Raw genomic sequence first — 25710 nt, forward strand, 5'->3', positions numbered from 1 at the left:
AATGTAGTTTCGTTAGTATGATTGTCTAGCCGTCGATTCTTGGAGGTTTGATGATTTTTTTAGAAAAATTTTATTTTTTTCTTCTTTTCGATACATTCAGAGTTTGAACGTTATTCTAGGAAGCGACATGAGTTCAAAAATAATCATTTTAATCGCGGTAGTTGCCATTGGCTTAGGTCTTTGGGGCTTGAAGTTAGGTTTTGAACCCAAACAAGCACCTCAAGTCGTTCAACTTGTAAAAGAAGAAAAAGTTAAAATTTATATTGCGGGTAAAGACCTTGATAAGGGTGAACAAATCCAACGAGATAGCGTTAGTATTGAATATTTAGCCAAGAGTCAGGCAAATAAAAAAGGGATAGATAAAGATTCTGTCTTACCGTTTGACTCAATTTTACTTGCAAGAAAACCCATTCAAGAAGGGGATATTATCTACCCTGAATTCACCATCGACCCAACTGATAAAGAATATGTAGACTTTGTCACAAAACCCGGTTCGGTGCCATTTCCTCTCGAAGTCGAGCCAACTTCAGTTATTGGAGGTGTTATCCATGCAAATTCCGTTATTGATATTTTGGCTATGAGTTCGAAAAACCAGAATTTATCGGGAGATGCTGAGATATCAAATCGAGGCTTTACAGGGGTGACATTAACTCCAATTCTTATGGGGATTAAAGTCATTAAGGTTAACACGGTGGTTGAGCAGCCGAAAACGACCAAAAATAACAAATCTAAAGTAGCAGGCACCACACGAACTACCTTAATTTTGGAGCTTTTACCTAAGCAAGTTGCCACAATGACCGTAGCTAAAAAAATTGCTAAACTGGAAGTTCATAAATCTGTTGGTAATTTAGAGAGAAACGAGTTATCTGCGGACGCAGGGGATGTACTGGAAGATTATAAATCGATAAAAGAATTCCGTGCTAATGAAGCAAAACTAAATTAAGGAATAATAAAGATGAAGTTTAGATCATCATCAGTTGCGAAATGTTTGTTGGCTCTAGTTACTTTAGTTGTATCGATATCTGTCCGCGCTCAAGTTGTGCTAAATTTGGCAGAAGGTCAAGCGCAGGCGATATCAGTTAATAGCAATATTGGTTCGGTATTTATTGCAGATCCTAATGTTGCGGATTACCAGGTTATTGACCGGGAAAAAATTGTCGTTTTTGGTAAAACGGTTGGTTCCACCACAGTGATGGTGTTTGATGAAGAGGGGCAAACCCTTGTACAGAAGACGCTTGTGGTGAATACAAGCCTTGTTCATATCCAGCAGCAGATTCAATTACGTTATCCAAATGCCGATGTTGTTATTTATAACTTAGGTGCGCAAGCGGTACTAAGTGGTGTCGTTCCAACTGAAAAAGAAAAGCAAGAAATAGAAGAGATTGTTGGTGAATTACTCCACAAAGAGTCAACCGATACCGCAATTCAATGGGATCTAGGTGACAACAAATATACAATGGATTTTATGACTAAGCGTGACTTTAAGGGCTTGGTTAATAATATTGAAGTGGTAACAACCAAACAGGTTAATGTCAAATTAACTGTGGCTGAAGTCTCTCATTCATTTCTTGAAGAGTTTGGCTTGGAAATAGGGTCTACCTCCGCTGGTATTTTTACTGACTATCTAACCAGTTTTAGTGCTAGTGATATTGTTTCTGTCATTTCTGCCGTTTCTGATGATTCTGTTGGTGAAGTCTTAGCTCAACCAAACCTTTCTGTTATCTCTGGTGAAACTGCTAGTTTTCTAGTGGGTGGCGAATTGCCAGTTATTACCGTAGTTGATGGATCAACATCTATTAGCTATAAGGAATACGGTATTCGTTTAGAATTGATGGCCAAGGTTGTTAACGATCAACAAATTAAGTTGTCGCTAATGCCTGAAGTTAGCTCATTGGATGAAACTTACTCGAGCGACACTTATGATATTCCTGCATTAAAAAGTCGTAAGGCTCGAACAACCGTTGAGCTAGGCGATGGGCAAAGCTTTGTTCTTGGTGGACTACTTTCATCTGAAGAAACCGAATCTCTTAGTAAAATCCCATTTGCTGGGGATATTCCTGTGTTAGGCGCACTGTTTCGTCATACCGAGAGTGAACGTTACAAAACAGAGCTCATTATCATCGCGACAGTTAACTTAGTTGGTGCGGTAGAAACCAATAAAATCCAGTTGCCTACAATGGAACGCTCATCGACTCTTGAACGCTTTTTCGGATGGACAACTAAAAACTCTGAGCAATACCCGGCTCGTAATGTATTAAGACAGGGAGGATTCATAGAATGATTAAATTACCTCTAATTATGGGCTTAGCTATCGCTCTTACGGGATGTTCGTATCATAACGCCGTTGATAGACAGGGTACCTATGTTGACTTATACCCTGTTGAATATGCGATGGGGTTTGACTTAAAAAATGTATCTCAGAAGAGCGCAGCGGCGCAACTAGATGCGTTTATTGATGAATACTGGGCTTTTGTTATAACTCAACCTGTTGAGCTATTGGCGAGTACGCCGAGAGGGCTGGTTTTAGCTAAGAAAACAAAGACAGCTTTGTTAAAGAAAGGGATTGAACCTGCAAGTATTTCACTGTTACATGAACCAAGTGTCTCCCAATACGATTTTAAAATGTCAATTATTAAACACAGTGTTGATACTCCGCAGTGTGAATACAGTACTTTGAGAGCTTATGATCATGGTTCAACAGGCTGTTTCGTTGAAAGCGCCCGCTGGTCCTCAATGGTTCGTCCTGAGCGTATGCTGCCTAAAAATTTTGGTAATACTGTAAGTGAGTAATTATTTATGTTTGATTTAGTTGATTTACTGAAAAACAGTCAGCCGGAAAATGATCCTAAAGAAAAAATTACATCAGTACTTTTTTATCAGACAGAAAAGTGTCGTGAATTGGTTTTAGAGGCATATCGGTTTGAAGGTATCACTGATCCTGAAGTGTTAACGAATGATGATCTGAGTATTTCAGATCATGTTAGACAACAAAGTATCGAAGTGGTTATCGTTGAGTTAAACAAAAGTCAAAACGTAACTCGTGATGCAGAGCGGATCAGTCATTTATTGCCAAGTCATGCATCCGTTATCGTCATTGGGTGTGAAGATGCGATTTCGACGATTCGAAATCTAAAGGAAATGGGCTTCTACTATTTATTCTGGCCTATTTCTAAACAGGAACTTATTGATTTTGTCAAAAGTGTCAACGTAAACCGAGCATCTAATCGTGGGCCAGGTCAAAAGCGTCGAGCGAAAAAAATCTCCATTATCGGCGCTAAAGGTGGTGTTGGTACGACATTGTTGGTATCAGAAGTAGCACATCAACTTGTTAGTGATAAGAAATCTAATTGTGTTGTTATCGATCATAATTATCATTCTGGTGATATCGATATTATGATGGGTATTCCCAAATTCGATAAGCGTATGGTGCAAAGAGGAGCGTTGCTGACATCTTTGGACTTAACTACGATCAATTCTTTAATTGCAAAGCAAAGTGACATGCTTAGCGTACTTTCTTTGACTTCAGATGATCTTACCGTTAATGAATTAAACGAATACACAGATTCGATTGTCGATCTACTTTCTCCTGAAGTTAATTTTTTCGTCGAGGATTTATCGGCATCTGCCATAAGCCCGTTAGCTGATAATCGCAATTGGATGGAAAGTGATTGTGTGATTTTGGTCGTTACCCCAACAATATCAGCAGTTCGAGATGCGGCGAGAATTAAGAAAGCGCTTGATACGAAAACCGATGATACGAAACCACGTTTGATCGTTGTGGTTAATCACGTTGTGCCCGAAAAGTCGTCGACGGTTAAGTTGACTGAAATTGAAAAATTTTTAAATTACAAACCTCAAGTTGTTCTACCTTATGTGCCCAATGCAGCTAAAGATTTGGTTGAAGGAAAACGGTTAGCAAAATCAAGTTCCGGTATGAAGTCGCCTCTCAAGCGGTTAGTCTCATTAATTCTTGGTGAATCCTTAGCCTATAAAAGTAAATCAGGCATTGCATCGTTGTTTTCGAGGAATGATAGTTAATGGTTAGTACCAAAGAGATATACATTCAGCTACGAAAACAAATTTTCGAAGCTCTCGATCCTGCTGCTGTTAACGATTTAACTCGAGAACAGTTGTTACGACAGTTATCTAGTGCTGTCGATTTGTTGATAGACCAGGAGCAGTTGGTAGTATCAAGTATCGCTCGTAGAGACTTTGTTACTCACTTAGTTGACGAGTTAGTAGGTTTAGGTCCACTCCAGAGCTTAATGGATGATGAGTCAATTACCGACGTGATGATCAATGGCGCTCAAAATGTGTTCATCGAACGGAATGGTTTGGTAGAAAAATCGTCAGTTACATTTATTGATGAAAAACAACTTTTGGAAATAGCGAAACGAATTGCAAGCCGGGTTGGGCGTCGTGTTGATGAGTCATCACCTACTTGTGATGCACGTCTTCAAGATGGAAGTCGTGTCAATATTGTAATCCCACCAATTGCCATCGATGGCACCGCAATTTCTATTCGTAAGTTTAAAAAGCAAAGTATTGATTTAAAAGCTTTATGTGGCTACGGAGCTATGAGTGAAGAAATGGCTCAAGTTCTTATGGTTGCTGCACGTTGTCGCCTGAATATTCTGATTTCCGGTGGTACTGGTTCTGGTAAAACGACGATGCTTAATGCTTTGTCTCAATATATTTCAGAAGGTGAGCGGGTTTTAACCATAGAAGATGCGGCGGAATTGAGGTTGCAGCAACCACACGTTGTTCGATTGGAAACGCGTACCGCCGGCATTGAAAACACCGGTATGATAAATCAACGGGATTTGGTTATAAACTCACTGCGTATGCGTCCAGATCGGATAATAGTCGGTGAGTGTCGTGGCCCAGAAGCTTTTGAAATGCTCCAAGCCATGAATACTGGTCATGATGGGTCGATGTCAACATTGCATGCCAATACGCCTAGAGATGCCTTGGCTCGTGTCGAAGCTATGGTTATGATGGCAACTAATAACCTTCCTCTAGAGGCGATACGAAGAACAATAGTGAGTGCAGTAGATATTATTATTCAGATTAGTCGCCTCCATGATGGTAGTCGTAAAGTTATGAATATTACTGAAGTTGTGGGTTTGGAAGGACAAAGTGTTGTAATGGAAGAACTCTTCCGCTTTCAGGCAAACCATCAGCAATCTTCTGACGGAAAAGTCAACGGGGACTTTATAACACCAGGTCTAATGCAAAGATCTGTATTGATGGAAAAAGCCAGATTTTTCGGGTTAGAACAACAGTTGGCTCAAGCCTTTAGATTAGGAGAAGGTTAATGGTTGTTCCGATATTGCTTATTTGTTTTGGTGTGTTGGTATTGGTTGTTACGTTACATAAAAATAGCCAAAAGCATGACTATTTAGCGGATTTCAACAAGTCTACTGTCCGAACAACAGTAGTGAGTGATCAACAAGCTATCGATCTGAAATCATTATTAGAGCAAAATTGGAAAGATTCTTTAAGAACTCGTTGGGAAAATATAAAAAAGCAGTTAGGTAAGCACCCTTATATAAAAGCGATCTTAGCTAATATCGTTATTCAAGTTCTCGTATATCTTATAAATATGCAATTCCTTCGTGCCAATGTTATTGGCATGGCAGTAGCAGGGGTAATCGTCGGCAATATTATGTTGGTGATCTGGTTGCAACGACGTGAAGAAACGATGTTTGAAAGGGCATTCCCCGATGCTCTAAATATGATGACGAGTGCCATTTCAGCAGGTGAGAGTATTATGCATGCCATTGTTTATGTAGGTAATACATTGGATGGTGACGTTGGTGCAGAATTTAAAGTTATGGGCCAACGAATGCAGATTGGTGAGTCAGTCGATGATGTATTCCGTAAGTCTTGTTCGCGTTTTCCGTACCCTTCATTTTACTTTTTTGTTATATGTTTGCGCGCCAATATCCAGCGTGGTGGTCAATTGAAGGATATCATGATGCGCTTGAATCGTATGATGTTTAATGCCCGCTCTGTAGAAAAGAAAAAATTCTCAATGACTGCAGAAGCCAGGATGTCAGTAAAAATTGTCGCTGCAATCCCTTTTATCTTTCTTTTTATGCTGCAATATCTAAGCCCCGAAAATTATGAGTTCGTTATGTTTCATGAAGCGGGTCGGCCTATTCTCTATTATGTCGTGATCAGTGAGGCAATAGGTATATTTATTGTCTGGATGTTGATGAGAGGAGTACGCTAGATATGTCTGAATTTGTCGTTTTCATTCAGCAAAAGCCCGTTTTGGTAGTAAGCCTTGTTGTACTAATCCTTGGGTTGGCCTTATTAGCGATATCTTTACGCAAACATAAAAATGAAGTGCGTCTTCATAAATTTAACTTGCATGAAGAGTTGGGTACCTCTCGAGAAACTAAAGGTTCTGTTTTATCTAGGTTATCCGAATTATCCTCTCAGGCTTTTACTAATGATCCAAAGGAAATCAGTCAGAAATTTTTAGCCGCTGGTATTTATGACCCACGATGGGCAAAGATGTTTGTCCCCATAAAATTGACAGTGCTATTCTCAGGCCTGCTTATTATTTTGGCTATAGATATTTCAGCCGAAAAAGAAATGATGACAATAGTCATACACTGTTCCGTCTGGCTAATCATGGCATTAATTCTCCCTGATGCATTTCTTAATTTTAAAGCTCGCGAATTAACGTACTCAATTACCAGTCGCTTACCTTATCTTTTAGATTTAATTGCGGTATGTGTACAGACTGGTATGACAATAGAAGCGTCAGTTCGGTATCTTTCACACGAAATGGAAGGCTTCGATAAGGATCTTGCCTATTTGCTTAAACGGGTGAATGAACGTAGTAATTTAGTCGGGATTGGTGTTGCTCTTGAGGAAATGTATATAAGAGTACCGTCGAATGAGATGCGTAGTTTTGTAATGACCTTAAACCAAAGCTTGCATTATGGTTCTTCAATTTATGCTGTGCTGAGCACGTTGTCAGCCGACATTCGAGAAGTTCAATTGTTAACGGTAGAAGAGAAAATCGGTAAATTAGCTGCCAAAATGTCAGTTCCTCTAATTCTATTTATTATGATACCAATTGTTATATTGGTTGCGGCTCCTGGTGTTATGAGGATGATGATGGATGCTTGATACAAGAGCAATACTATCTATTTTAACGATCATCTTATTGGTTGGCTGTACGTCGACGAGTGATGTTGAGCGACCTAGATATACTAATGAGCAGTTATTAGAAAGTAGTGGGAACGACCAAGAGTTGATCAAGCTCTACAAACAGGAATTGTTGGTTGAAGACAGCGTTACTACTCGGCTTAAGCTTGTTCATTCATATATTCAAACTCGAGATTTTGAATCTGCAATTTTTTATGTGCAACCTCTAATTGAAGGTGAGGAAACAAGTGCCGATGCTTATTTCCTTTATGGGAAAGCAAAGTTTGGTTTAAATGCCATGACAGAAGCCCAGCGCTCTTTACAAAAAGCCATTAAGTTAGACCCGAATCATGGGGAAACGTTAAATTTACTCGGTGTTATAGCTGCATATGGTGGAGATTACTTTCATGCTCGTAGCTATTTTGTTAAAGCTCGTCAGCGGATGATCGACGATGTGACGATAAAAAATAATCTCGCAATGATCGACCTTATCGAAGGACAATACGAGTCTGCAGTGGAGAAGTTAACCCCTTTGCTTGGGCAAGATAACGTATCACAAAAAGTGAAGTCCAATTTGGCGTTTGCTTATGCAAAACTTAGTCTATACCCGCAATTTTCTCAGTTACTCGAAGATGCCAAGTTAACCGAAGTTGAAAAAAGGCAAGTGTTTCATGAGCTAGCAGAAATAGAATTGATAGCATTTGAAGGACCACCGGATTTCTTAGCTGGTGAGATAAATCGTTTATAGGAACATTGATAATTATGTTGAGACATAAGAAGCAAAGCGGTGTCAGTACGATAGAGTTTGCTATTGGTTTTATTTTCTTTTGGTATATGTGTGCTGCTTGGTTGGAGATGAGTTTTCTTTCTTATATTTCCTCAGTAGGTGATCTAGCCATTTCTCGGGCGTCCCAAGTCGCTAAAAAGAATGAAGGTGATTCTTCTGACTTTTTGTCATTGTTTAATGGAGTCTTGCAACAGGAGGGTAGCTTATGGGGTTATGTTGCTGATAGTAATAATTTTAGAGTATCCATTAGATATCTTGAAACCTTTGATGCACTAGCAACATATGATGGAATTTGCGAACCGATAAGCGGAGCAACGACAGTTGAATGTGGAACACCTGAAGGCGCTGCTATTGCGCTATATCGTTTTGATTATTCATATTCACCTATTTTTAGCACCTTTTTGGCTGATGAAAATCTTTTTAGCCGAGAGATGATTGTAATACAGGAGTATCAGCGTAGTGAATTTGAAATTTACTAAGCGCCAGCATCAAACAGGTAATTTTTCTGTCGAATTTGCAATAGTTGGAGTATTTTTTTCTCTATTATTGGTTTTCAGTGCTGATGTTATAATTAAGTTATCTATCAAAGGTAAACTAGATCGCATGGCATATTCGGCCGCGAGTGTCATAAAAGAAAGAACTGAGCTGTTTGCTGGTATTTTAGATGTAGATGAAAGTAACACCCAACAAGGAGAGCGTACTTACGATTACGTTCAAGCTTCTTTGGGAAGAACTATAGGTAATTTTGACCCGAATGCGTTTGGGTTTTCTTTAGATGTTTATACTTTTGACGGTTCTAACGTTACAAGTACCAATGCATACACGGCTTCAGCTCTTACTTGCACTGTCAATCAACCGTCAGATGATCTGTTTATTACTACAGGTTGGGGAACGACATTGACTTTATACCAAGTTACACTGTGTTATGAAACGGATAACTGGTTTGGTGACTTAATAGATGTAGAATTTAATCGTGTTAATACGTACGCAGCAGTTATGGGCAGATAAATGAAAACTTACAACTCACAATCAGGTCATGCAGCATTACTATTCGCAATGTTTATTCCGCTATTTTTCGGTGTGTTTGCTCTTGGCTCTGATGGGGCTCGTGCTTTGCAAAGTAAAGCACGTTTAAATGAAGCTTTAGAAGTTGCTAGTTTAGCTGTAGCTGCACAAGACTCTGACAATAATGGAACACGAGTAGCAACAGCTAAAGCGTACATTAAGTACTTTTTCCCGAATTCGCACGAGATCAGTGATTCAGATATAAATATCACCAAGATAACGTGCGATGAGGACAGTAGCAGTTCCGAGTGTCCTAACTTTGATGCGACTACAGACACCCGTTATTTCAAATATACGGTTACTGGAAGCATTACAGAAGATACTTGGTTTCCGGGCAATGATGCGATTATCGGCTTTGGTGATGACTATGATGTGACTAGTGCTTCAGTTGCGAAAAAATATCAGTCTCAAACCGTTGATATTGTATACGTTGCCGATTTCTCAGGTTCGATGAGTGAGTCCTTAAAGTCGGCTGTTGGAGACGATGTTGGATTAGCAAAATATGAAATACTCGTCAATATTATTGAACTTGTAAACGAGGAAGTTAAAGAATTTAACGATACCATTGCTGGCAGTGTAAATACTCAAAGTACTGTTGGATTAGTAGCATACAATAAAGTTACTCACGGCGTTGATGTAGATGGTGATGAATGCGGTGTGGATAGCTGGTTATATACAAACCCTAGCGGCAATATTAACTCCTTAGGGTCTTTAGATGAGAATGCGACGGCTGCTTATTCAAATGTATTTGATGGCGGGTCTGAATGTGATGGTGATAATGGACCATACATAAAGGGGACATTTGAGAATATCGAATTGACAGAAAGTTTTGGTGAATCTGGTAGTGATTTTGAAACTACAATTCAAAATTTTAGTCCAAAAGGTGGAACTGCGTCGACTCAAGGTCTTATTGCTGCTGCGAAAGTCGCCTATCTTGGAACAAATACACGCAAGCTTCTTATTATACTCTCTGATGGAGTCGATAATCCTGCTCCACCGAATGAGGACATTGTCTACGCGGGTTTATGCGATACCATAACATCCACATTAGATGCCCAAACATCTTCAGAAGGGGATTCGGTTATTTCTCGTATAGCATTAATCGGTTTTGATTACGACACAGATACCAATCAGGCGTTGAGTGATTGTGTTGGTGGTGATGATAGCGGGAATATATTTGAAGCGAGTAGCGGAGAGGAATTAAAGTCTGCGATACTGTCACTTATCTCAGAAGAAATTGGTCATTTGGCTCAATAATCAGGTAAATAAAAGAAGGCTAATATGAAAAACAAAATAATTACTCTTATCGCGGTATGTTCTGCAATTAGCCTTAGTGCACAAGCAGATACAACGGTACTCCAACACTATTGCGGTAAAAGTGGGGTTAAATTTGTTGAGTCAGTAGAAGTTGATTCTGCCAATCGAGTTTATGTCGGTTTTGGTGGAATGACTCAAGACGTGGGTAGAAATCCAGTCGTTGAATCTGACGCGGTAATCAAAAGCGTAAACAAAGATATTACTGTAGCGCAAGGGTGTAAAGATTTTCTCGTGCGTCGATACAAAGAAGAGCCTTCTGGGCGTGTGACTTTTGAGTTTGATAAAGATGAACTCACTCCTGCAGCTAAATTCGTACTCGAAGGTGTTGGAGATGAATTGTTAACCTATAATATTGTCGGTAATACTGATTCTATTGGTACTGACAATTATAATTTAGAGCTTGGCGGTGCACGTGCACATGAAGTTGCTCAATATTTGGAAAAAAATGGCTTACCTTATGGGTCGGTACGAGTGATCTCCTTGGGAGAAATGGACCCAATAGCATTAAACACAACAGCTGAAGGTCGTGCATTAAACCGTCGCGTTGATATCACTTTATCCAAATAATACGCTCATCGACATTTTGTAATTAATTGGATCTTATAAATGAAAGAGGCCTAAACACTCATGTTTAGGCCTCTTTTTTGCGCTTTTTACAAGCTAGATATGATTAAGGTGTTAGCTATTGTCGTCAGCTTGACCTGCTTGGATAGCAGTAAGAGCGATAGTGTACACGATATCATCAACTAGAGCGCCACGAGATAAGTCATTAACCGGCTTACGCATACCTTGAAGCATTGGGCCAATCGAAACCAAATCAGCGGAACGTTGAACCGCTTTGTACGTAGTGTTACCAGTATTTAAGTCTGGGAATACAAATACAGTTGCCTTACCCGCTACTGGTGAGTCTGGTGCTTTAGATTTAGCAACGTTCTCCATGATTGCTGCATCATACTGTAGTGGACCATCGATAACGAGATCTGGGCGTTTTTCCTGAGCAATACGTGTTGCTTCACGTACTTTGTCTACATCAACCCCTTTACCAGATTCACCTGTTGAATAGGAAATCATGGCAACACGCGGATCGATACCAAATGCTGCTGCTGAATCTGCTGATTGAATTGCAATTTCTGCAAGCTGTTCAGCATTAGGATCAGGGTTAATTGCACAGTCTCCGTATACCAATACTTGATCAGGCAATAGCATGAAGAAGATTGAAGAAACGATTGATGCGTTTGGTGCAGTTTTTATGATTTGGAATGGAGGAACGATGGTGTTTGCAGTGGTATGAACCGCTCCAGATACTAAGCCATCAACTTCATTCGCTTCCAACATCATTGTGCCTAGGAAAACGGAGTCTTCCAGTTTTGCTTTGGCTACAACTTCAGTCATGCCTTTTGCGCCACGTAGCTCTACGAGTCTTGCAATGTAATTTTCGCGAACTTTGTCTGAATCGATAATTTCTACACCGGCGCCTAACTCAACACCTTGTTGAACAGCAACACGTCTAATCTCATCGGGATTACCAAGGAGTACACACGTTGCAATACCACGTTCAGCACAAATTGCGGCTGCTTTAACAGTACGAGGCTCATCTCCTTCAGGAAGGACAATGCGTTTTGCTGCACGGCGAGCAAACTCAGTGAGCTGATAGCGGAATGCAGGAGGGCTTAAACGGCGAATGCCTTGAGTTCCCTCAGAAAGAGAGTTGATCCAAGGACCATCAATATGGCTCGCAACGTGGTCATTAATAAATTCAATGCGCTCTTTATCATCTGAAGGAACTTCTAAGCTAAAGCTCTGCAAGTTTAAAGAAGTCTGCCATGTGTTTCCAGACGCTTTGAATATAGGTAGGCCAGATTTTAATGCTGGAAGACATAAATCGTAGATTGATTTAGGAATGTCATAGCCACCAGTTAGTAAGATGGCACCAATATCAACACCGTTCATTGCAGCAAGAGAAGCTGCAACGATAACGTCGGGGCGGTCTGCTGAAGTAACGAGTAAGGAACCTGGACGGAAATGTTCCATCATATTAGGTAACGAGCGAGCACAGAACGTGATGCTTTTAATGCGTCGAGTTTTCAGTTCGCCTTCATTGATGATTTCCGCGTTGAGATGTTTCGCCATATCAATAGCACGAGTAGCAATTAGATCAATGCTCCAAGGCACACAGCCTAATACACGAATTGGACTCGAATTAAAGATCTGTAACACTTCGATGTTACTTTGCTTAGCTACTTCTGCCTCATCAAAAATCTCTGATAGATCTGGGCGAGTACGTCCGGCTTCGTCTACTGGAGCATTTAGCTTGTTGATGATCACGCCAGAGATACTTTTATTTTTAGTACCGCCAAAGTTAGAACATGCAACTTCGATGCGCTCTTTAAGCTGCGATGGATTATCCAAACCTGGGGTTGCAACAAACACGATTTCTGCACCAAGTGTGCTCGCTATTTCAGCATTTACTTGGTTTGCAAATGGGTGTTTACGCGTTGGAACTAAACCTTCAATTAGGGTAACTTCAGATTCAGAATTAATCGAACTATAACGTTCAACAATAGTTTCCAACAACTCATCCATTTTTTCTGAGCCGATTAATGTCTCTGCTTTAGACATATGAACAGGTTCAGCAATCTTGATATTAATATTGGTACTAAGAATTGTAGATGTTAAATCTGGTTGGTCGCCGCCACTACGTGGTTGAGCGATTGGTTTGTAAAAGGAGACAGAAACTCCTTTACGTTCCATAGCGTGGATGACGCCTAAGCTTACACTCGTTAAGCCTACGCCAGCGCTAGTAGGAACAAGCATTATTGTACGAGACATGGCAAGATTACCTATAGCAAAAAAGACCTAATATAATTAGGGGGTAAATAAATTGGCTCTGTAAATTATGAGCCCCAAAGCAAACTGGCTAACTTATGAAGTTAGCCAGTTAATCGAATTAAAGACCAGCGAGTCGCGCGGTATCTTCTGCAATTACCAATTCTTCATTGGTTGAAATTACGATTGAAGGAATACGGCTATCAGCTGTGGTGATAACACCTTCGCCACCAAAGCGTGCTTTCAAGTTCGCATCGGTATCGACTTCAATACCAAAAATGGCTAAACGGTTAAGAACCATTTCACGAATTGGTGCTGAGTTTTCACCGATTCCGCCAGTAAACACAATAGCATCTAGGCGACCATCCATGCTTGCAGTGTAACCTGCGATGTATTTAGCCAAACGATGACAGAAGACATCTAAAGCACGCTTCGCTTCTGGTTTCTCTTCATGGTTATCTTCCACGAAGCGGCAGTCAGAGGTCACTTCAGTCAAACCTAGTAAACCAGACTCTTTGGTCAACATAGTATTGATATCTTCAATTGAGTAACCAAGAGCATCATGAAGGTGGAATATAATCGCAGGATCGATATCACCACAACGTGTACCCATGACCAATCCTTCTAAAGGAGTTAAACCCATAGATGTGTCTACAGATTTACCATCTTTAATTGCACAGATAGAAGCACCGTTACCCAGATGACAGTTAATAATATTCAGTTTATCTGCAGGAACATTTAAACGTTCAGCTGCTTCACGAGCGATGAACAAATGAGATGTACCATGCATGCCGTAGCGACGAATTCCATGTTCTTTATATAGCTTATAAGGAAGCGCGTATAAGTATGACTCTTCTGGCATTGTTTGGTGGAACGCCGTATCAAACACAGCGATATTTTTTAAAGCTGGAAATGCTTTTTGAGCCGCTTTAATACCGATGATGTGCGCAGGGTTATGAAGAGGCGCAAAGGTCGAAGAGTCTTCGATACCTTGTAATACAGAATCATCAATTAATGCTGATTGAGTGAATTGTTCACCACCGTGAACAACTCGGTGACCGATGGCCGCGAGGTTTTCAGCAAGCTCTGGCTTCGACGCAAGAATAGTATCGACCATAAACGATAATGCTTCAATGTGCGCAGCGCCATTGCCTAACTGAGCCTCATGCTTGCCACCATCTAATTTCCACTTGATACGAGCTTCGGGAAGAGAAAGGCATTCTGCAAGGCCGGTTAAGTGTTCATTTCCATTATTTGCATCGACAACAGCGAATTTAAGAGACGAGCTGCCGCAGTTTAAAACTAGAACTAGTTTTGACATGTGTAACTACCTGTACTTTCGGTTTAATTTGTTAAAAGTTGTGCGGGTAATATATAGGATAAAACGAATGATAAATCCCACTCCCGATCAATAAAAATATCATTTAATGTAAACAGTTCACAATGAGTCACAAACTTTTACACGTTTTGCTAAATCTCGGTTGCTTTAACTGAATTTAGGGGTAACAATGAAATTCTGGTCGCGCACGAATGTGCTGTGTGCGAGGTGGGCTTAATATAACAAAATTTTTTGAAAAAATATTATCCAACATTAAGTTTTTGCAAAATAAGTTGATTTATTCAACTTATTTTTAATAAAAAGTTTAATTGAAGAAGTGAGAGCCTATGCGTGATGATATTGGATTGGTCCATAACCTTCGAGATGGACAAAAATATATGGACAGTTGGCCTATGAGAAAAGAGCTTTCTTTGCTTTTCCCAGACCAACGCGTGATTAAGGCAACGAGATTTGCGATAAAAGTTATGCCGGCCGTTGCGGCTATAAGTGTATTAACTCAAATCACCTTCAATAATGTCGATTACCTTCCCCAAGCTATCGTTATAGCCGTTTTCGCATTGAGCTTGCCCGTTCAAGGGATATGGTGGTTGGGAAATCGTTCAAACACTTTACTTCCTCCAAATCTAGTCCATTGGTATCGTGAATTAAACGAAAAAATCTTAGAATCGGGAGGCGCTATTGAACCGGTTAAATCTCGCCCTCGATATAAAGAGCTAGCATATGTATTAAATCGAGCATTTCGCCAGTTGGATAAGTCAGCATTAGAGCGTTGGTTTTAGAAAAGTCGCTCAATAAACAGCCTGCACGATTAAAGCCTCTTTTTCCTTAAAAGAGGCTTTTTTGTGCATGTTAGGCCCCAAAATGGAACATGTTGCCCTTGGGTTGTGCGGGGTTGTAATTTTAAGACCTCGGTCGTAAAACTTGCTTCCCTTTACGCTGTGTAACTGGTAAATATGTTGTGGACTGCAATAAATGAACGCAGATTAGATAACAAAATTGACGAAAAGTAGCATAAAGCTTCGCAATAAGGAGTTCTGATGAACGCAGGAAAAATATTAGTTACCGTAGCTCTTGCAGGTGCGGCATTACTCTCTTCTACGAGTATTATGGCAAAAACAGCGAAAGTGGCAGTTTCTCAAATTGTCGAACACCCAGCATTGGATGCAACACGTCAAGGATTGCTTGATGGATTGAAAGCCAAGGGTTATGAAGAAGGAAAAAATTTAGAATTCGATTTTAAAACGGCTCAAGGAAATCCTGCAATTGCAGTTCAGATTGCTCGTCAATTTGTAGGTGAGGAACCTGACGTACTAGTTGGTATCGCAACTCCGACGGCTCAAGCGCTAGTCTCATCTACTAAAAACATCCCAATCGTATTTACTGCTGTTACCGATCCGATAGGTGCTAAACTGGTCGATTCATTAGAGAAACCAGGCAAAAATGTAACTGGCTTATCTGATTTATCACCCGTACTTCAACATGTGCAAATGATAAAAGAGATGCTTCCTTCAGTTAAAACCATTGGTGTGGTTTATAACCCTGGAGAGGCTAATTCCGTCAGTTTAATGGACTTACTTAAAACCAGTGCTGAAGCGGAAGGTGTTACATTAGTAGAAGCAACGGCACTTAAGAGTGCAGACATCCAATCAGCAACTCAAGCAATTGCATCGAAGTCTGATGTTATTTATGCACTCATTGATAACACGGTTGCAAGTGCAATTGAAGGGATGATTGTTGCGGCTAATCAAGCAAAAACACCAGTTTTCGCTGCGACAACTACTTACGTTGAAAGTGGTGCAGTGGCGAGTTTAGGCTTTGATTATTATCAGATCGGTGTACAAACTGCCGATTATGTTGCGGCCGTTTTAGAAGGTACAGATCCGGGATCTATCGATGTGAAAGTAGCGACAGGTTCAGATGTTGTTATCAACAAAGCTGCAGCTGAAAAACTCGGTCTTGTTATTCCAGCATCAATTGTCGATCGCGCAACTAAAATTATTGAATAATAAAGATTGTTTGGTGGGGTTTGTTCCCCGCCTCTTTTAAGCAGAAAGGGAGTATTTATGTCTGCTTTTGCTTTTTTTGGAGCATTAGAAATTGGACTCGTTTATGGCTTAGTCGCGTTAGGCGTCTATTTAACATTTCGAGTCCTTGATTTTCCAGATCTTAGTGTTGATGGCAGCTTTCCAATGGGGGCCGCCGTCGCAGCAACGGCTATCGTTTCGGGCATTGACCCGTGGGTAGCTACTTTTTTAGCAATCATCGCTGGAGCCATCACCGGATGGGTAACGGCATTCCTCACGGTTAAATGTGGTATTTTGAATTTATTGGCTTCGATCCTTACGATGATTGCCGCATTCTCAATCAACATTCGTATTATGGGGCGTCCAAATGTTGCATTGATTGGATCCGATACTATATTAACTCCGTTCGAAGCAATGGGTGATCCATTGTATATCCGACCGCTCGTCGTAGGTATCTTGGTTATCTTGTCGGGTATTTTTGTTGTACGTATGTTGAACAGTGATTTTGGACTTGGTTTGCGCGCAACAGGGGTTAACGCTCGTATGGTTTCTGCTCAGGGAGCCAGTACGGCATTCTATACCTATGTTGGTTTAGCGATATCGAATGGTTTTGTTGGTTTTTCAGGGGCACTATTTGCTCAAACCAATAGTTTTGCAGATGTGACTTCTGGTGTTGGTACGATTGTTGTTGGTTTAGCATCTGTGATTCTTGGCCAGACACTATTGCCAGGAAGAAAAATTTGGGTAGCGGTTGTTGCTGTAATTTTAGGTTCAGTGCTGTATCGTTTGGCGGTTGCTTTCGCGTTAAGTACTGGAATGTTCGGCTTACAAGCTTCGGACTTAAACCTTGTTACCGCGGTATTGGTTGCACTCGCATTAGTCATGCCTAAAATGCAAAAAAGAATGAAGACTAAAAAAGCCATTGGAGGTAAAGCATGATCCGCTTGGAAAACATTCAGGTCACGTTTAGTCCGGGAACTATTCTTGAAAATAGAGCATTACGCGGTGTCGATTTGACCGTACCCGAGCATCAGTTTTTGACTGTAATTGGTTCAAATGGAGCAGGTAAATCAACATTGTTGGGTGCAGTAACCGGTGAGACTCCTATGGTAGGTGGTTCGGTAAATATCGATGAATTTGATGTTACGCGTCAAAGTGTTGATAAACGAGCCAGTCTTTGTTCTCGAGTATTCCAAGATCCTCTTGCGGGTACTTGTGGCGCGTTAACAATTGAAGAGAACATGGCACTTGCGTATATGCGTGGTAAACGACGTGGATGGACACATTCACTATCCAACAAACGCCGTAAGTTGTTCCAAGACCGTATTAGTATCTTGGGCTTAGGTTTGGAAGATCGTTTGAGTGACAGCATCGGCTTATTGTCTGGTGGTCAACGTCAGGCCGTCAGTTTGGTGATGGCAACACTATCAGACAGCAAATTGCTGCTGTTAGATGAACATACCGCAGCGCTTGATCCTAGAATGGCCGCATTTGTTATCGATTTAACCAAGCGTATTGTGAAGGAATATAACTTAACCGTAATGATGGTGACGCACTCGATGAAGGATGCGTTGGCGTGTGGTGATCGCACGGTGATGCTTCACCAAGGTAAAATTGTCCTCGATGTAGAAGGTGAACAACGGGCCAATATGGGTGTTCCTGATCTTTTGGAAATGTTTTCAAAAGTACGTGGTGAAGAGCTTGCTGATGACAGTTTATTACTTAGCTAATAGCGAGCTTAGTTAATAGCGGGTTTAGCTAATCAAGAGCTTAGCTTATTACTTATAAACAGCACTCAACATATATTCTGATAAAAGCACTGGATTCCAGTGCTTTTTTATTTGGTGAAGCTTGGTAAGGAATATTGAGAAAATGAAAGACGGACTATATTTTTATTGCCAGCAAATATAAGCGCTGCAGTTACCAGTTACCAGTTACCAGTTACCAGTTACCAGTTACAGGGGTTAGTAGGTACGAGCGTACTCTTCTTGTGCCCGATGAATGTGGCTTAAAATAGGGTCAACTTGATTAAAGGTTCGAATGTTGTAGAACAGTTCTGCTGCCTCTGGATAAGCATGACGTAAGTAGGTAAACCACTGTTTAACGCGTTGTGGGTAGTATTTGCTTTTATCGCCTATTACTTCACATTCAGAGTAGTTGATAAGCAGTTGCAACACTTCATCCCAAGCCATTGCGGCATCGTTTCGTTTTACGACGTTCCCGAGATTCGGTATTGTCAGCGCGCCTCGACACACCATTAATGAATCTACGTTGGTTGTGTTTCGGCAATCAATACCATCTTGATAATTCCAAATCTCTCCATTGGCAATAATAGGAATCGACGTTCGTTGACGGATTTGCTCGATATAACCCCATTTTATTTCTTCTGCCTTATAGCCACCGACTTTTGTACGAGCATGAATGGTTAACTCATCAGCACCCGCTTGTTGGATCGCATCTGAAATAGCAAAACAGTCTTCTGGGTTCTCAATACCAAGGCGAATTTTAGCCGTGACTGGAACATTAGAATCTACGGCAGTTCGGCACTGTTTGACTATTTGATAAATTGTTTCAGGAAATTCAAGTAGCGCTGCGCCGCCTTTGTGTTTATTTACGGTTTTGGCAGGGCAACCGAAATTAATGTCAATTCCAGCGGCACCGTATTCAACAGCTTGATGTGCATTTTCAGCCATCCACTGAGGATCTTGACCTAATAATTGAACATGAACACGTGTACCTGAACGGGTATGAGATTGCGTACGAAGCTCTGGACACAGTCTATGAAATACTTTGCTTGGTAATAATTGACTGGTAACGCGGACAAACTCAGTAACACAGAGATCATAATCGTTTATCTCTGTGAGGATTTCACGCATTACATGGTCTAATACACCTTGCATTGGGCCAAGAACTACTCGCATTGCCGCTTCACTCTCATATTTAGGAGGCGAGATTGTAGTCATCGCTAAGTCACTTGTCACTATGTTCTGATAAATTTTGTGTTGAGGAAAGGCCTGTAACTTGGTGACGAGTTCGCTATAATCGCGTGATATTTATGTCTAATGGTAGTCCCTTTCTTTATGAATTATTCTTTGCTCGTCACTGATTCTACAGTCTTCAAACATTCATCCCAGTTTTTAGAAGGGGCCATTTTGGCCTCCAATATGGCGATAAAGCCGATGCCAATTGAGCAATGGCTTATTGAATTACTTGAAGAAAGCTCGGAATTGGTCTCAACTGTCGAGGCACAGTTTCACCAACAATATGCACTGTTAATGGCAAATAATTATCAGACATCATCATTGATTGGCGATGACAGTGGTGAACAACTTAGCCAGTTTGCTCAAGGTTTTCTCCGTGTTTGGCAACATATTGAAGCACAATGGTTGGATGTTACGCTCACTGATGGCTCAGAAAGAATGTTGCAAGCACTGCTCACCACCATGATGTTGGCCATGGATGAAGAGAGTACCAAACAAAGTATGATAGAAGCGGGTATTGCAAGTCCTCCGCAACTAAGTGAAATGGTCGAAAATCTTGACCTAATGATTAGTGACGTAGCTAATGCCGCCAACGATTTTCAAGTTGGTGACAAATCAATGAAGGTAAATCCTTATAAAACGGTAGGCCGCAACGACCCATGTCCTTGTAATAGTGGCAAGAAATATAAGCAATGTTGTTTAAAGTAGAACTTTACACAGAATCTGTTTTCCAACATAACGATGACAACTAAACGGTCAAGAGCTCATATAACAAGGCCTTAGTATTTGGCTTAGGAGAAAACAATGAAAAAGTGGTTAGCTTTATTAATGGTGAGCTGCTCAGCACTTGCAAGCCCTAAACAGGAATTGTCGCAACGCTTGACCTTAAACGAAGGATTCAGTGCTCAGTTTGAACAAGTGGTAAAAGATGCGGATGGAGCTGTCATCAGTGAAGGGTCTGGAAAGGTTGATATTAGCCGCCCAAGTTTGTTCCGTTGGGAAACATTTCTACCAGATGATAATGTGATTGTTTCGGATGGTGAAACCGTATGGTATTACAGCCCTTTTGTTGAGCAGGTTTCTGTTTATACGCAGGAACAAGCGGCGGGTCAGACACCATTTGTGTTGCTAACCCGGAATGAAGAGCAAGATTGGAACCAATATGATGTTACCCAAAGCGGTGATGTGTTTACGTTAAAACCGGTAGCCGCAGACAGCACGCAAGGGAGTTTTATTATTGCGATCGATGACAGTGGTAAGGTTATGGGTTTCGATATTCTTGAACAGGATGGTCAAAACACCACCTTTTCGTTTAATAACGTAAAAATAATGGTGCCAGATAGATCTTTGTTTACATTTAAAGTGCCGCAAGGCGTTGAAATCGATGACCAACGTAACTAATTTTATGCGATTAACGGTGACTCGTGAGTAATTTAAGCCTCGACTTTTCAGACGATCAAGATTTTAGACCTCTAGCGGCAAGAATGAGGCCTGCAACAATAGTTCAGTATATCGGTCAAGCTCATATTCTTGCCGAAGGAAAGCCTTTACGTCGTGCCTTAGAGCAAGGTCAACTCCACTCTATGATTCTTTGGGGACCTCCGGGTACCGGAAAAACGACATTAGCAGAGTTAGCTGCCTCGTATGCGAATGCCAAAGTTGAGCGTATTTCAGCGGTAACGTCTGGAGTGAAAGATATTCGAGCTTCAATCGAAAAGGCGAGGAGTAATAAGCTTGCTGGATTTCGAACAATTTTATTTGTCGATGAAGTGCACCGTTTTAACAAATCTCAACAAGACGCTTTTCTTCCACATATCGAAGATGGCACCGTTACGTTTATTGGAGCCACTACAGAAAATCCATCGTTTGAATTAAATAATGCTTTGTTATCTAGAGCACGAGTCTACAAGTTAACATCCTTATGCAATGAGGATATTCAAGCAACCTTGGAGCAGGCGATTACCGATCCAGATCGTGGTTTGGGAAACGTTAAAGCAGAGTTTCATTCTGATGTGATTGCGAGATTATCTGAGCTGGTGAATGGCGATGCACGGATGGCGTTGAATTATCTCGAACTGCTCTATGATATGGCCTCAGAAAATGAGTCTGGTGAAAAGCAAATAGATCTTCCCTTATTGGCAGAAGTCTCTGGTGAACGTTTGGCTCGCTTCGATAATAAAGGTGATGTTTGGTACGATTTAATTTCTGCTGTTCATAAATCGATCCGAGGTTCAAGCCCCGATGGCGCGCTGTATTGGATAGCAAGAATGATTACCGCTGGGTGTGATCCTTTGTATATTGCTCGGCGTCTGTTGGCGATTGCTTCGGAAGACATTGGTAATGCTGATCCCAAAGCGATGCAAGTTGCGTTATCTGCATGGGATTGTTTTCAACGTTTGGGCCCAGCAGAAGGAAATCGAGCTATTGCTCAAGCTGCAGTATATTTGGCTTGTGCTCCCAAAAGTAACGCCGTTTACGATGCTTGGAAGCAGGCGTTGCGCGACGCGAAAAATGAGCCTGACTATGAAGTTCCTCATCATTTACGTAATGCACCAACCAGTTTAATGAAAGATATGGGATACGGTGAAGAGTATCGCTATGCCCACAATGAACCTGGAGCGTATGCCGCCGGCGAGAAATATCTTCCACCTGAAATGGACGGAACTCATTACTATCAACCAACGAATCGTGGCTTAGAGATTAAAATAGGCGAAAAGTTAGACTATTTAGCTAATTTAGATGCAAAAAGCCCGCAAAAGCGCTATGAAAAATAGTGGCTTTTCGCTATCGTTTACCTTTCCATATTTATCCCGCTCTCGGACCTAATTTTAATGGTTCGAAAAGCGTATTTTTTAATCAAGAGACACAGGATTAGCAATGCTGGATTCTAAATTACTTCGTACTGAACTGGACGAAACTGCTGCAAAACTCGCACGTCGTGGCTTCGCTCTCGACGTAGAGACCATTCGTCAATTAGAAGACAAACGTAAATCGATTCAAATCGAAGTTGAAAATTTACAATCCACACGCAACTCCATCTCGAAGCAGATCGGCCAATTGATGTCGAAAGGCGATAAAGCGGGCGCGGAAGAAGTTAAAAGTCAGATTGGTTCACTTGGAAGTGATTTGGAAAGTAAGAAAGCGGCGTTAGTCGAACTGCAAGGTCAGATTGACGAACTTACGTTGTCTGTTCCAAATATCCCATCTGACGATGTGCCCGATGGTAAAAGCGAAGATGACAACGTTGAAATCTCTCGTTGGGGCGAGCCTAAATCATATGACTTTGAAGTAAAAGATCATGTCGATCTTGGTGAGCTCGCAGGTGGTTTAGATTTCGCCAGTGCCACGAAAATTACTGGCGCACGTTTTATCGTAATGAAAGGTAAATTTGCTCGTTTACATCGTGCAATTGCACAATTTATGTTGGATCTACACACCGACCAACATGGTTATCTAGAGCTGTATGTCCCTTACTTAGTGAATTCCGATAGTCTATTTGGCACGGGGCAGTTGCCTAAATTTGGTAAAGACTTATTCCATACCGAACCGCTAGTTGAAAAAGTTAACGATGAAGAGCCTCGTCGCTTGTCATTGATTCCTACGGCAGAAGTTCCGGTGACAAATCTCGTTCGTAATGAAATTGTCGATGAAGCTGATTTACCATTAAAAATGACCGCACATACGCCGTGTTTCCGCTCTGAAGCTGGATCTTACGGCCGTGATACTCGTGGTCTGATTCGGATGCATCAATTCGATAAAGTGGAATTGGTCCAGATTACCAAACCTGAAGATTCTATGGCGGCGCTTGAAGAGTTAACAGGGCACGCTGAGAAAGTGCTGCAATTGCTTGAACTTCCATATCGAAAAGTGGTGTTATGTACTGGTGATATGGGCTTCGGTGCGTGTAAAACTTACGACTTGGAAGTTTGGGTTCCTGCACAAGAGACCTACCGTGAGATTTCATCATGTTCAAATATGTGGGATTTCCAGGCGCGTCGAATGCAAGCGAGATTCCGCCGTAAAGGTGAGAAGAAACCTGAGCTGTTACATACATTGAACGGTTCTGGTCTTGCGGTCGGTCGTACGATGGTGGCGATACTAGAAAACTATCAACAAGCGGATGGCCGTATAGAAATTCCTCAAGTACTTCAAAAGTATATGGGTGGCGCGACTCATATTGGCTAACATTTAACCTTGGTTATTTAAAAAAGCCTGGAGAAATCTAGGCTTTTTTTGTGCATAATGTCACAAATAGGCTGGCAGCAACCTTTTTTATGTTGGCGGTAATGAGTATGGAATATAGGTTAGGTGATGAGTAAATCAAACAACACGACTGATGCTTTAGCTAACGGCAGCGATAGTTTTACGCCACACGATAAGTTTTACGACAACGCTCCAGTTGTCGATCAATCTCGATTAGGTAAAGCAGATAAAAATGGGTATGTTTATTTAGTTGGCGCTGGCCCAAGTGATCCTGACTTACTCACGGTGAAAGCTCTGCGTGTCATTCAGAACGCAGATGTTGTGGTTTATGACCGTCTTGTTGGGCGCGAGATTCTAGAGTTAGCGAACCCTAATGCAGATATGATCTATGTCGGTAAACGCTGCGGTCAGGCGAGCATGAAACAGGAAGCAATCAGTCAATTGATAGTCGACTTCGCTCTACAAGGAAAAACCGTTGCTCGTTTAAAAGGAGGCGACCCTTTTATTTTTGGTCGTGGTGGCGAAGAAGCACTATTACTTGTCGACAACCAAATTCAGTACGAAGTCGTTCCAGGAATCACGGCGGCAGTCGGGTGCGCGTCGAGTGCATTAATCCCATTGACACATAGAGAGATCTCTCGTAGCGTAACATTGATTACGGGCACGGTTGTAACCGGAGCATTACCAGCATGGGCTGGTCTAGTTGAGAACGGTCAAACTCTGGTTTTTTATATGGGACTGGAGAACTCATCGGTAATTCAAGGTGGCTTAATAGGCGCTGGGTTATCCAGTGATACGCCTGTCGCCATTGTCGGTAAAGGCTGCAGTCGAGATCAAGAAGTCTATACCTTTACAATCGCAGAGCTAACGTCCAAAGCGACAGAGTTAGCAGGGCTGAGTCCAGCTTTGATTATTATGGGTGATGTTGTAAAACTAAGAGAACAATTAATGATAACAGCCAGTGGTGTGAATATATCGACACTGAGCTAGTTAAATCGAGGAAAGTGATGAGTTCAATTTTAGAGTGTATTCGTACGGTAGGTCGTGGGGAGCGGGGGAAAAAGCCACTCAACTTTGATCAAGCTTATAAAGTCATGGATGAATATCTTGACGGCAAGATTGGTGATGACCAAATGGCGATGTTGATGATGCTCATTCGAGTTCAAAATGAAACTAAAGAAGAGATTGCAGGTTTCGTTAAAGCCTTCCAAAGCCGTGTCCCTAACCTTGGTGCCGAAATAGACTGGCCATGTTACGCAGGTAAGCGCGAGGCAGCAGGCCAGCCTTGGCATTTACTTGCTGCAAAAATACTCGCAGACAATGGGCACAAAGTCTTATTACATGGCTTCTCTGAACCTGATTCTGGTCGTTTACATGCCGAACACTATTTAGACGTCGTAGGTGTTAAACGAGCGAAATCAATCGAAGAAGCTCGTAATTTACTCAATGAACATAACGTTGCGTATTTAGCCTTAGAAACCTTCGCGCCTCAAGCGAGATCTATGATAGCTTGGAAGGCAAGGTATGGTTTACGTACACCTATCAATACCGTGGTAAGAGCCCTTAATCCGGGCGGCGCGGAAATTGGTGTTCGTGGTAGCTTTCACCCTGGATTCCAACAATTGCATGCCGATGTTGAACAAGAAATAGGGCTGACTTCACATGCTGTTATTTCTTATAAGGGCGTAAGTGGCGAATCGGAATATAACCCTAAAGTGAGCCAAACAGTTTGGTTAAGTCACAAAGAAGGGGTCGATTCTCATTATTGGCCAGAGCTATATGACTCAGAGTTAGCTTTGCCGACTTTTTGTCCTTTTGCGACTGCATCAGAAGATCAGGTATTAATGGCGAATACTGTCGTATCTAGTATTGCAGCAGTATTATTCGCCCGTAATCAAAATCGCCAAGAGTCAATTGAACTGGCAACGTCGTGGTGGCGCACCTATTGCAGCTAACTTATTGAAAATTATTTAATAATAGTTTTTCAACGTGATTGGCACG

25 protein-coding genes are annotated in these 25710 nt (G+C 41.3%); 22 read left to right on the forward strand and 3 right to left on the reverse strand.

Going from position 1 to position 25710, the window contains the following annotated elements; genetic code table 11:
- The first annotated feature begins 127 nt into the window (after positions 1-127).
- From cpaB to ACWU4D_RS13095, 12 genes are read left to right on the forward strand one after another with little or no spacing between them, the layout of a single operon-like run.
- Complete coding sequence (cpaB, locus tag ACWU4D_RS13040; RefSeq protein WP_456051875.1) at positions 128-943, forward strand: Flp pilus assembly protein CpaB; 816 nt, start codon at positions 128-130, stop codon at positions 941-943.
- A gap of 12 nt (positions 944-955) precedes the next feature.
- Complete coding sequence (locus tag ACWU4D_RS13045; protein ID WP_456051876.1) at positions 956-2281, forward strand: type II and III secretion system protein family protein; 1326 nt, start codon at positions 956-958, stop codon at positions 2279-2281.
- The gene (locus ACWU4D_RS13050) at positions 2278-2790 is read left to right on the forward strand and encodes a hypothetical protein (RefSeq protein WP_456051877.1); all 513 of its coding nucleotides are present in this window, start codon (positions 2278-2280) and stop codon (positions 2788-2790) included. The genes ACWU4D_RS13045 and ACWU4D_RS13050 overlap by 4 nt, the downstream gene beginning before the upstream one ends.
- Before the next feature lie 6 nt (positions 2791-2796).
- A complete protein-coding gene (locus ACWU4D_RS13055) occupies positions 2797-4038 on the forward strand; it encodes an AAA family ATPase (RefSeq protein WP_456051878.1) in 1242 nt (413 codons plus the stop codon).
- Positions 4038-5318: a CpaF family protein gene (locus ACWU4D_RS13060; RefSeq protein WP_456051879.1), complete on the forward strand. Its 1281-nt coding sequence runs from the start codon at positions 4038-4040 to the stop codon at positions 5316-5318. Before ACWU4D_RS13055 ends, ACWU4D_RS13060 begins: the two co-directional genes overlap by 1 nt.
- Positions 5318-6238, forward strand: a complete 921-nt coding sequence (locus tag ACWU4D_RS13065; RefSeq protein ID WP_456051880.1) for a type II secretion system F family protein — start codon at positions 5318-5320, stop codon at positions 6236-6238. Before ACWU4D_RS13060 ends, ACWU4D_RS13065 begins: the two co-directional genes overlap by 1 nt.
- 2 nt (positions 6239-6240) lie before the next feature.
- Positions 6241-7149 carry a type II secretion system F family protein gene (locus ACWU4D_RS13070; RefSeq protein WP_456051881.1) on the forward strand — a complete coding sequence of 303 codons (909 nt, stop codon included), beginning with the start codon at positions 6241-6243 and terminating at the stop codon, positions 7147-7149.
- Positions 7142-7915, forward strand: a complete 774-nt coding sequence (locus tag ACWU4D_RS13075; protein ID WP_456051882.1) for a tetratricopeptide repeat protein — start codon at positions 7142-7144, stop codon at positions 7913-7915. Before ACWU4D_RS13070 ends, ACWU4D_RS13075 begins: the two co-directional genes overlap by 8 nt.
- Positions 7916-7929: 14 nt before the next feature.
- Positions 7930-8433 (forward strand): pilus assembly protein, encoded by a 504-nt coding sequence (locus ACWU4D_RS13080; protein ID WP_456051883.1) that lies wholly within the window; start codon positions 7930-7932, stop codon positions 8431-8433.
- Complete coding sequence (gene tadF / locus ACWU4D_RS13085; protein WP_456051884.1) at positions 8414-8962, forward strand: tight adherence pilus pseudopilin TadF; 549 nt, start codon at positions 8414-8416, stop codon at positions 8960-8962. The genes ACWU4D_RS13080 and tadF overlap by 20 nt, the downstream gene beginning before the upstream one ends.
- Positions 8963-10276, forward strand: a complete 1314-nt coding sequence (locus ACWU4D_RS13090; RefSeq protein ID WP_456051885.1) for a hypothetical protein — start codon at positions 8963-8965, stop codon at positions 10274-10276.
- Positions 10277-10300: 24 nt separating this feature from the next.
- Positions 10301-10903 carry an OmpA family protein gene (locus tag ACWU4D_RS13095; RefSeq protein WP_456051886.1) on the forward strand — a complete coding sequence of 201 codons (603 nt, stop codon included), beginning with the start codon at positions 10301-10303 and terminating at the stop codon, positions 10901-10903.
- A gap of 111 nt (positions 10904-11014) precedes the next feature.
- Here the strand turns inward: ACWU4D_RS13095 and pta are convergent, their stop codons facing one another.
- Together pta and ACWU4D_RS13105 are read right to left on the reverse strand one after the other, a co-directional pair.
- Positions 11015-13165, reverse strand: coding sequence for a phosphate acetyltransferase (gene pta, locus ACWU4D_RS13100; protein ID WP_456051887.1), 2151 nt, complete (start codon positions 13163-13165; stop codon positions 11015-11017).
- Between the two features lie 118 nt (positions 13166-13283).
- Positions 13284-14483 (reverse strand): acetate kinase, encoded by a 1200-nt coding sequence (locus ACWU4D_RS13105; RefSeq protein ID WP_456051888.1) that lies wholly within the window; start codon positions 14481-14483, stop codon positions 13284-13286.
- 344 nt (positions 14484-14827) lie between these two features.
- Here ACWU4D_RS13105 and yfbV point away from each other — a divergent pair, with 344 nt between their 5' ends.
- The 4 genes from yfbV (at position 14828) to ACWU4D_RS13125 (ending at position 18255) form a co-directional block, all read left to right on the forward strand.
- Positions 14828-15280, forward strand: coding sequence for a terminus macrodomain insulation protein YfbV (gene yfbV / locus ACWU4D_RS13110; protein WP_456051889.1), 453 nt, complete (start codon positions 14828-14830; stop codon positions 15278-15280).
- Between the two features lie 258 nt (positions 15281-15538).
- Positions 15539-16507 carry an ABC transporter substrate-binding protein gene (locus ACWU4D_RS13115; protein WP_456051890.1) on the forward strand — a complete coding sequence of 323 codons (969 nt, stop codon included), beginning with the start codon at positions 15539-15541 and terminating at the stop codon, positions 16505-16507.
- Between the two features lie 57 nt (positions 16508-16564).
- On the forward strand, positions 16565-17464 hold the full coding sequence (locus ACWU4D_RS13120; RefSeq protein WP_456051891.1) for an ABC transporter permease: 900 nt from the start codon (positions 16565-16567) through the stop codon (positions 17462-17464).
- Entirely contained in the window at positions 17461-18255 is a 795-nt protein-coding gene (locus tag ACWU4D_RS13125; RefSeq protein ID WP_456051892.1) for an ABC transporter ATP-binding protein, read from the forward strand. Before ACWU4D_RS13120 ends, ACWU4D_RS13125 begins: the two co-directional genes overlap by 4 nt.
- Before the next feature lie 234 nt (positions 18256-18489).
- Here ACWU4D_RS13125 and dusC read toward each other — a convergent pair whose 3' ends face one another.
- Positions 18490-19446, reverse strand: a complete 957-nt coding sequence (gene dusC / locus ACWU4D_RS13130; RefSeq protein WP_456051975.1) for a tRNA dihydrouridine(16) synthase DusC — start codon at positions 19444-19446, stop codon at positions 18490-18492.
- 159 nt (positions 19447-19605) lie between these two features.
- Here dusC and ACWU4D_RS13135 point away from each other — a divergent pair, with 159 nt between their 5' ends.
- From ACWU4D_RS13135 to ACWU4D_RS13160, 6 genes are all read left to right on the forward strand, one after another.
- Positions 19606-20214 carry an SEC-C metal-binding domain-containing protein gene (locus ACWU4D_RS13135; RefSeq protein ID WP_456051893.1) on the forward strand — a complete coding sequence of 203 codons (609 nt, stop codon included), beginning with the start codon at positions 19606-19608 and terminating at the stop codon, positions 20212-20214.
- Between the two features lie 96 nt (positions 20215-20310).
- Complete coding sequence (gene lolA, locus ACWU4D_RS13140) at positions 20311-20907, forward strand: outer membrane lipoprotein chaperone LolA (protein ID WP_456051894.1); 597 nt, start codon at positions 20311-20313, stop codon at positions 20905-20907.
- 23 nt (positions 20908-20930) lie between these two features.
- Complete coding sequence (locus ACWU4D_RS13145; RefSeq protein WP_456051895.1) at positions 20931-22280, forward strand: replication-associated recombination protein A; 1350 nt, start codon at positions 20931-20933, stop codon at positions 22278-22280.
- A 103-nt stretch (positions 22281-22383) separates the two neighbouring features.
- Entirely contained in the window at positions 22384-23691 is a 1308-nt protein-coding gene (gene serS / locus ACWU4D_RS13150) for a serine--tRNA ligase (protein WP_456051896.1), read from the forward strand.
- A 126-nt stretch (positions 23692-23817) separates the two neighbouring features.
- Entirely contained in the window at positions 23818-24699 is an 882-nt protein-coding gene (cobA, locus tag ACWU4D_RS13155) for a uroporphyrinogen-III C-methyltransferase (RefSeq protein ID WP_456051897.1), read from the forward strand.
- Between the two features lie 14 nt (positions 24700-24713).
- Positions 24714-25664 carry a glycosyl transferase family protein gene (locus ACWU4D_RS13160; RefSeq protein WP_456051898.1) on the forward strand — a complete coding sequence of 317 codons (951 nt, stop codon included), beginning with the start codon at positions 24714-24716 and terminating at the stop codon, positions 25662-25664.
- The last annotated feature ends 46 nt before the right edge of the window (positions 25665-25710 follow it).

It is taken from the genome of Vibrio phycocola, assembly GCF_053850235.1.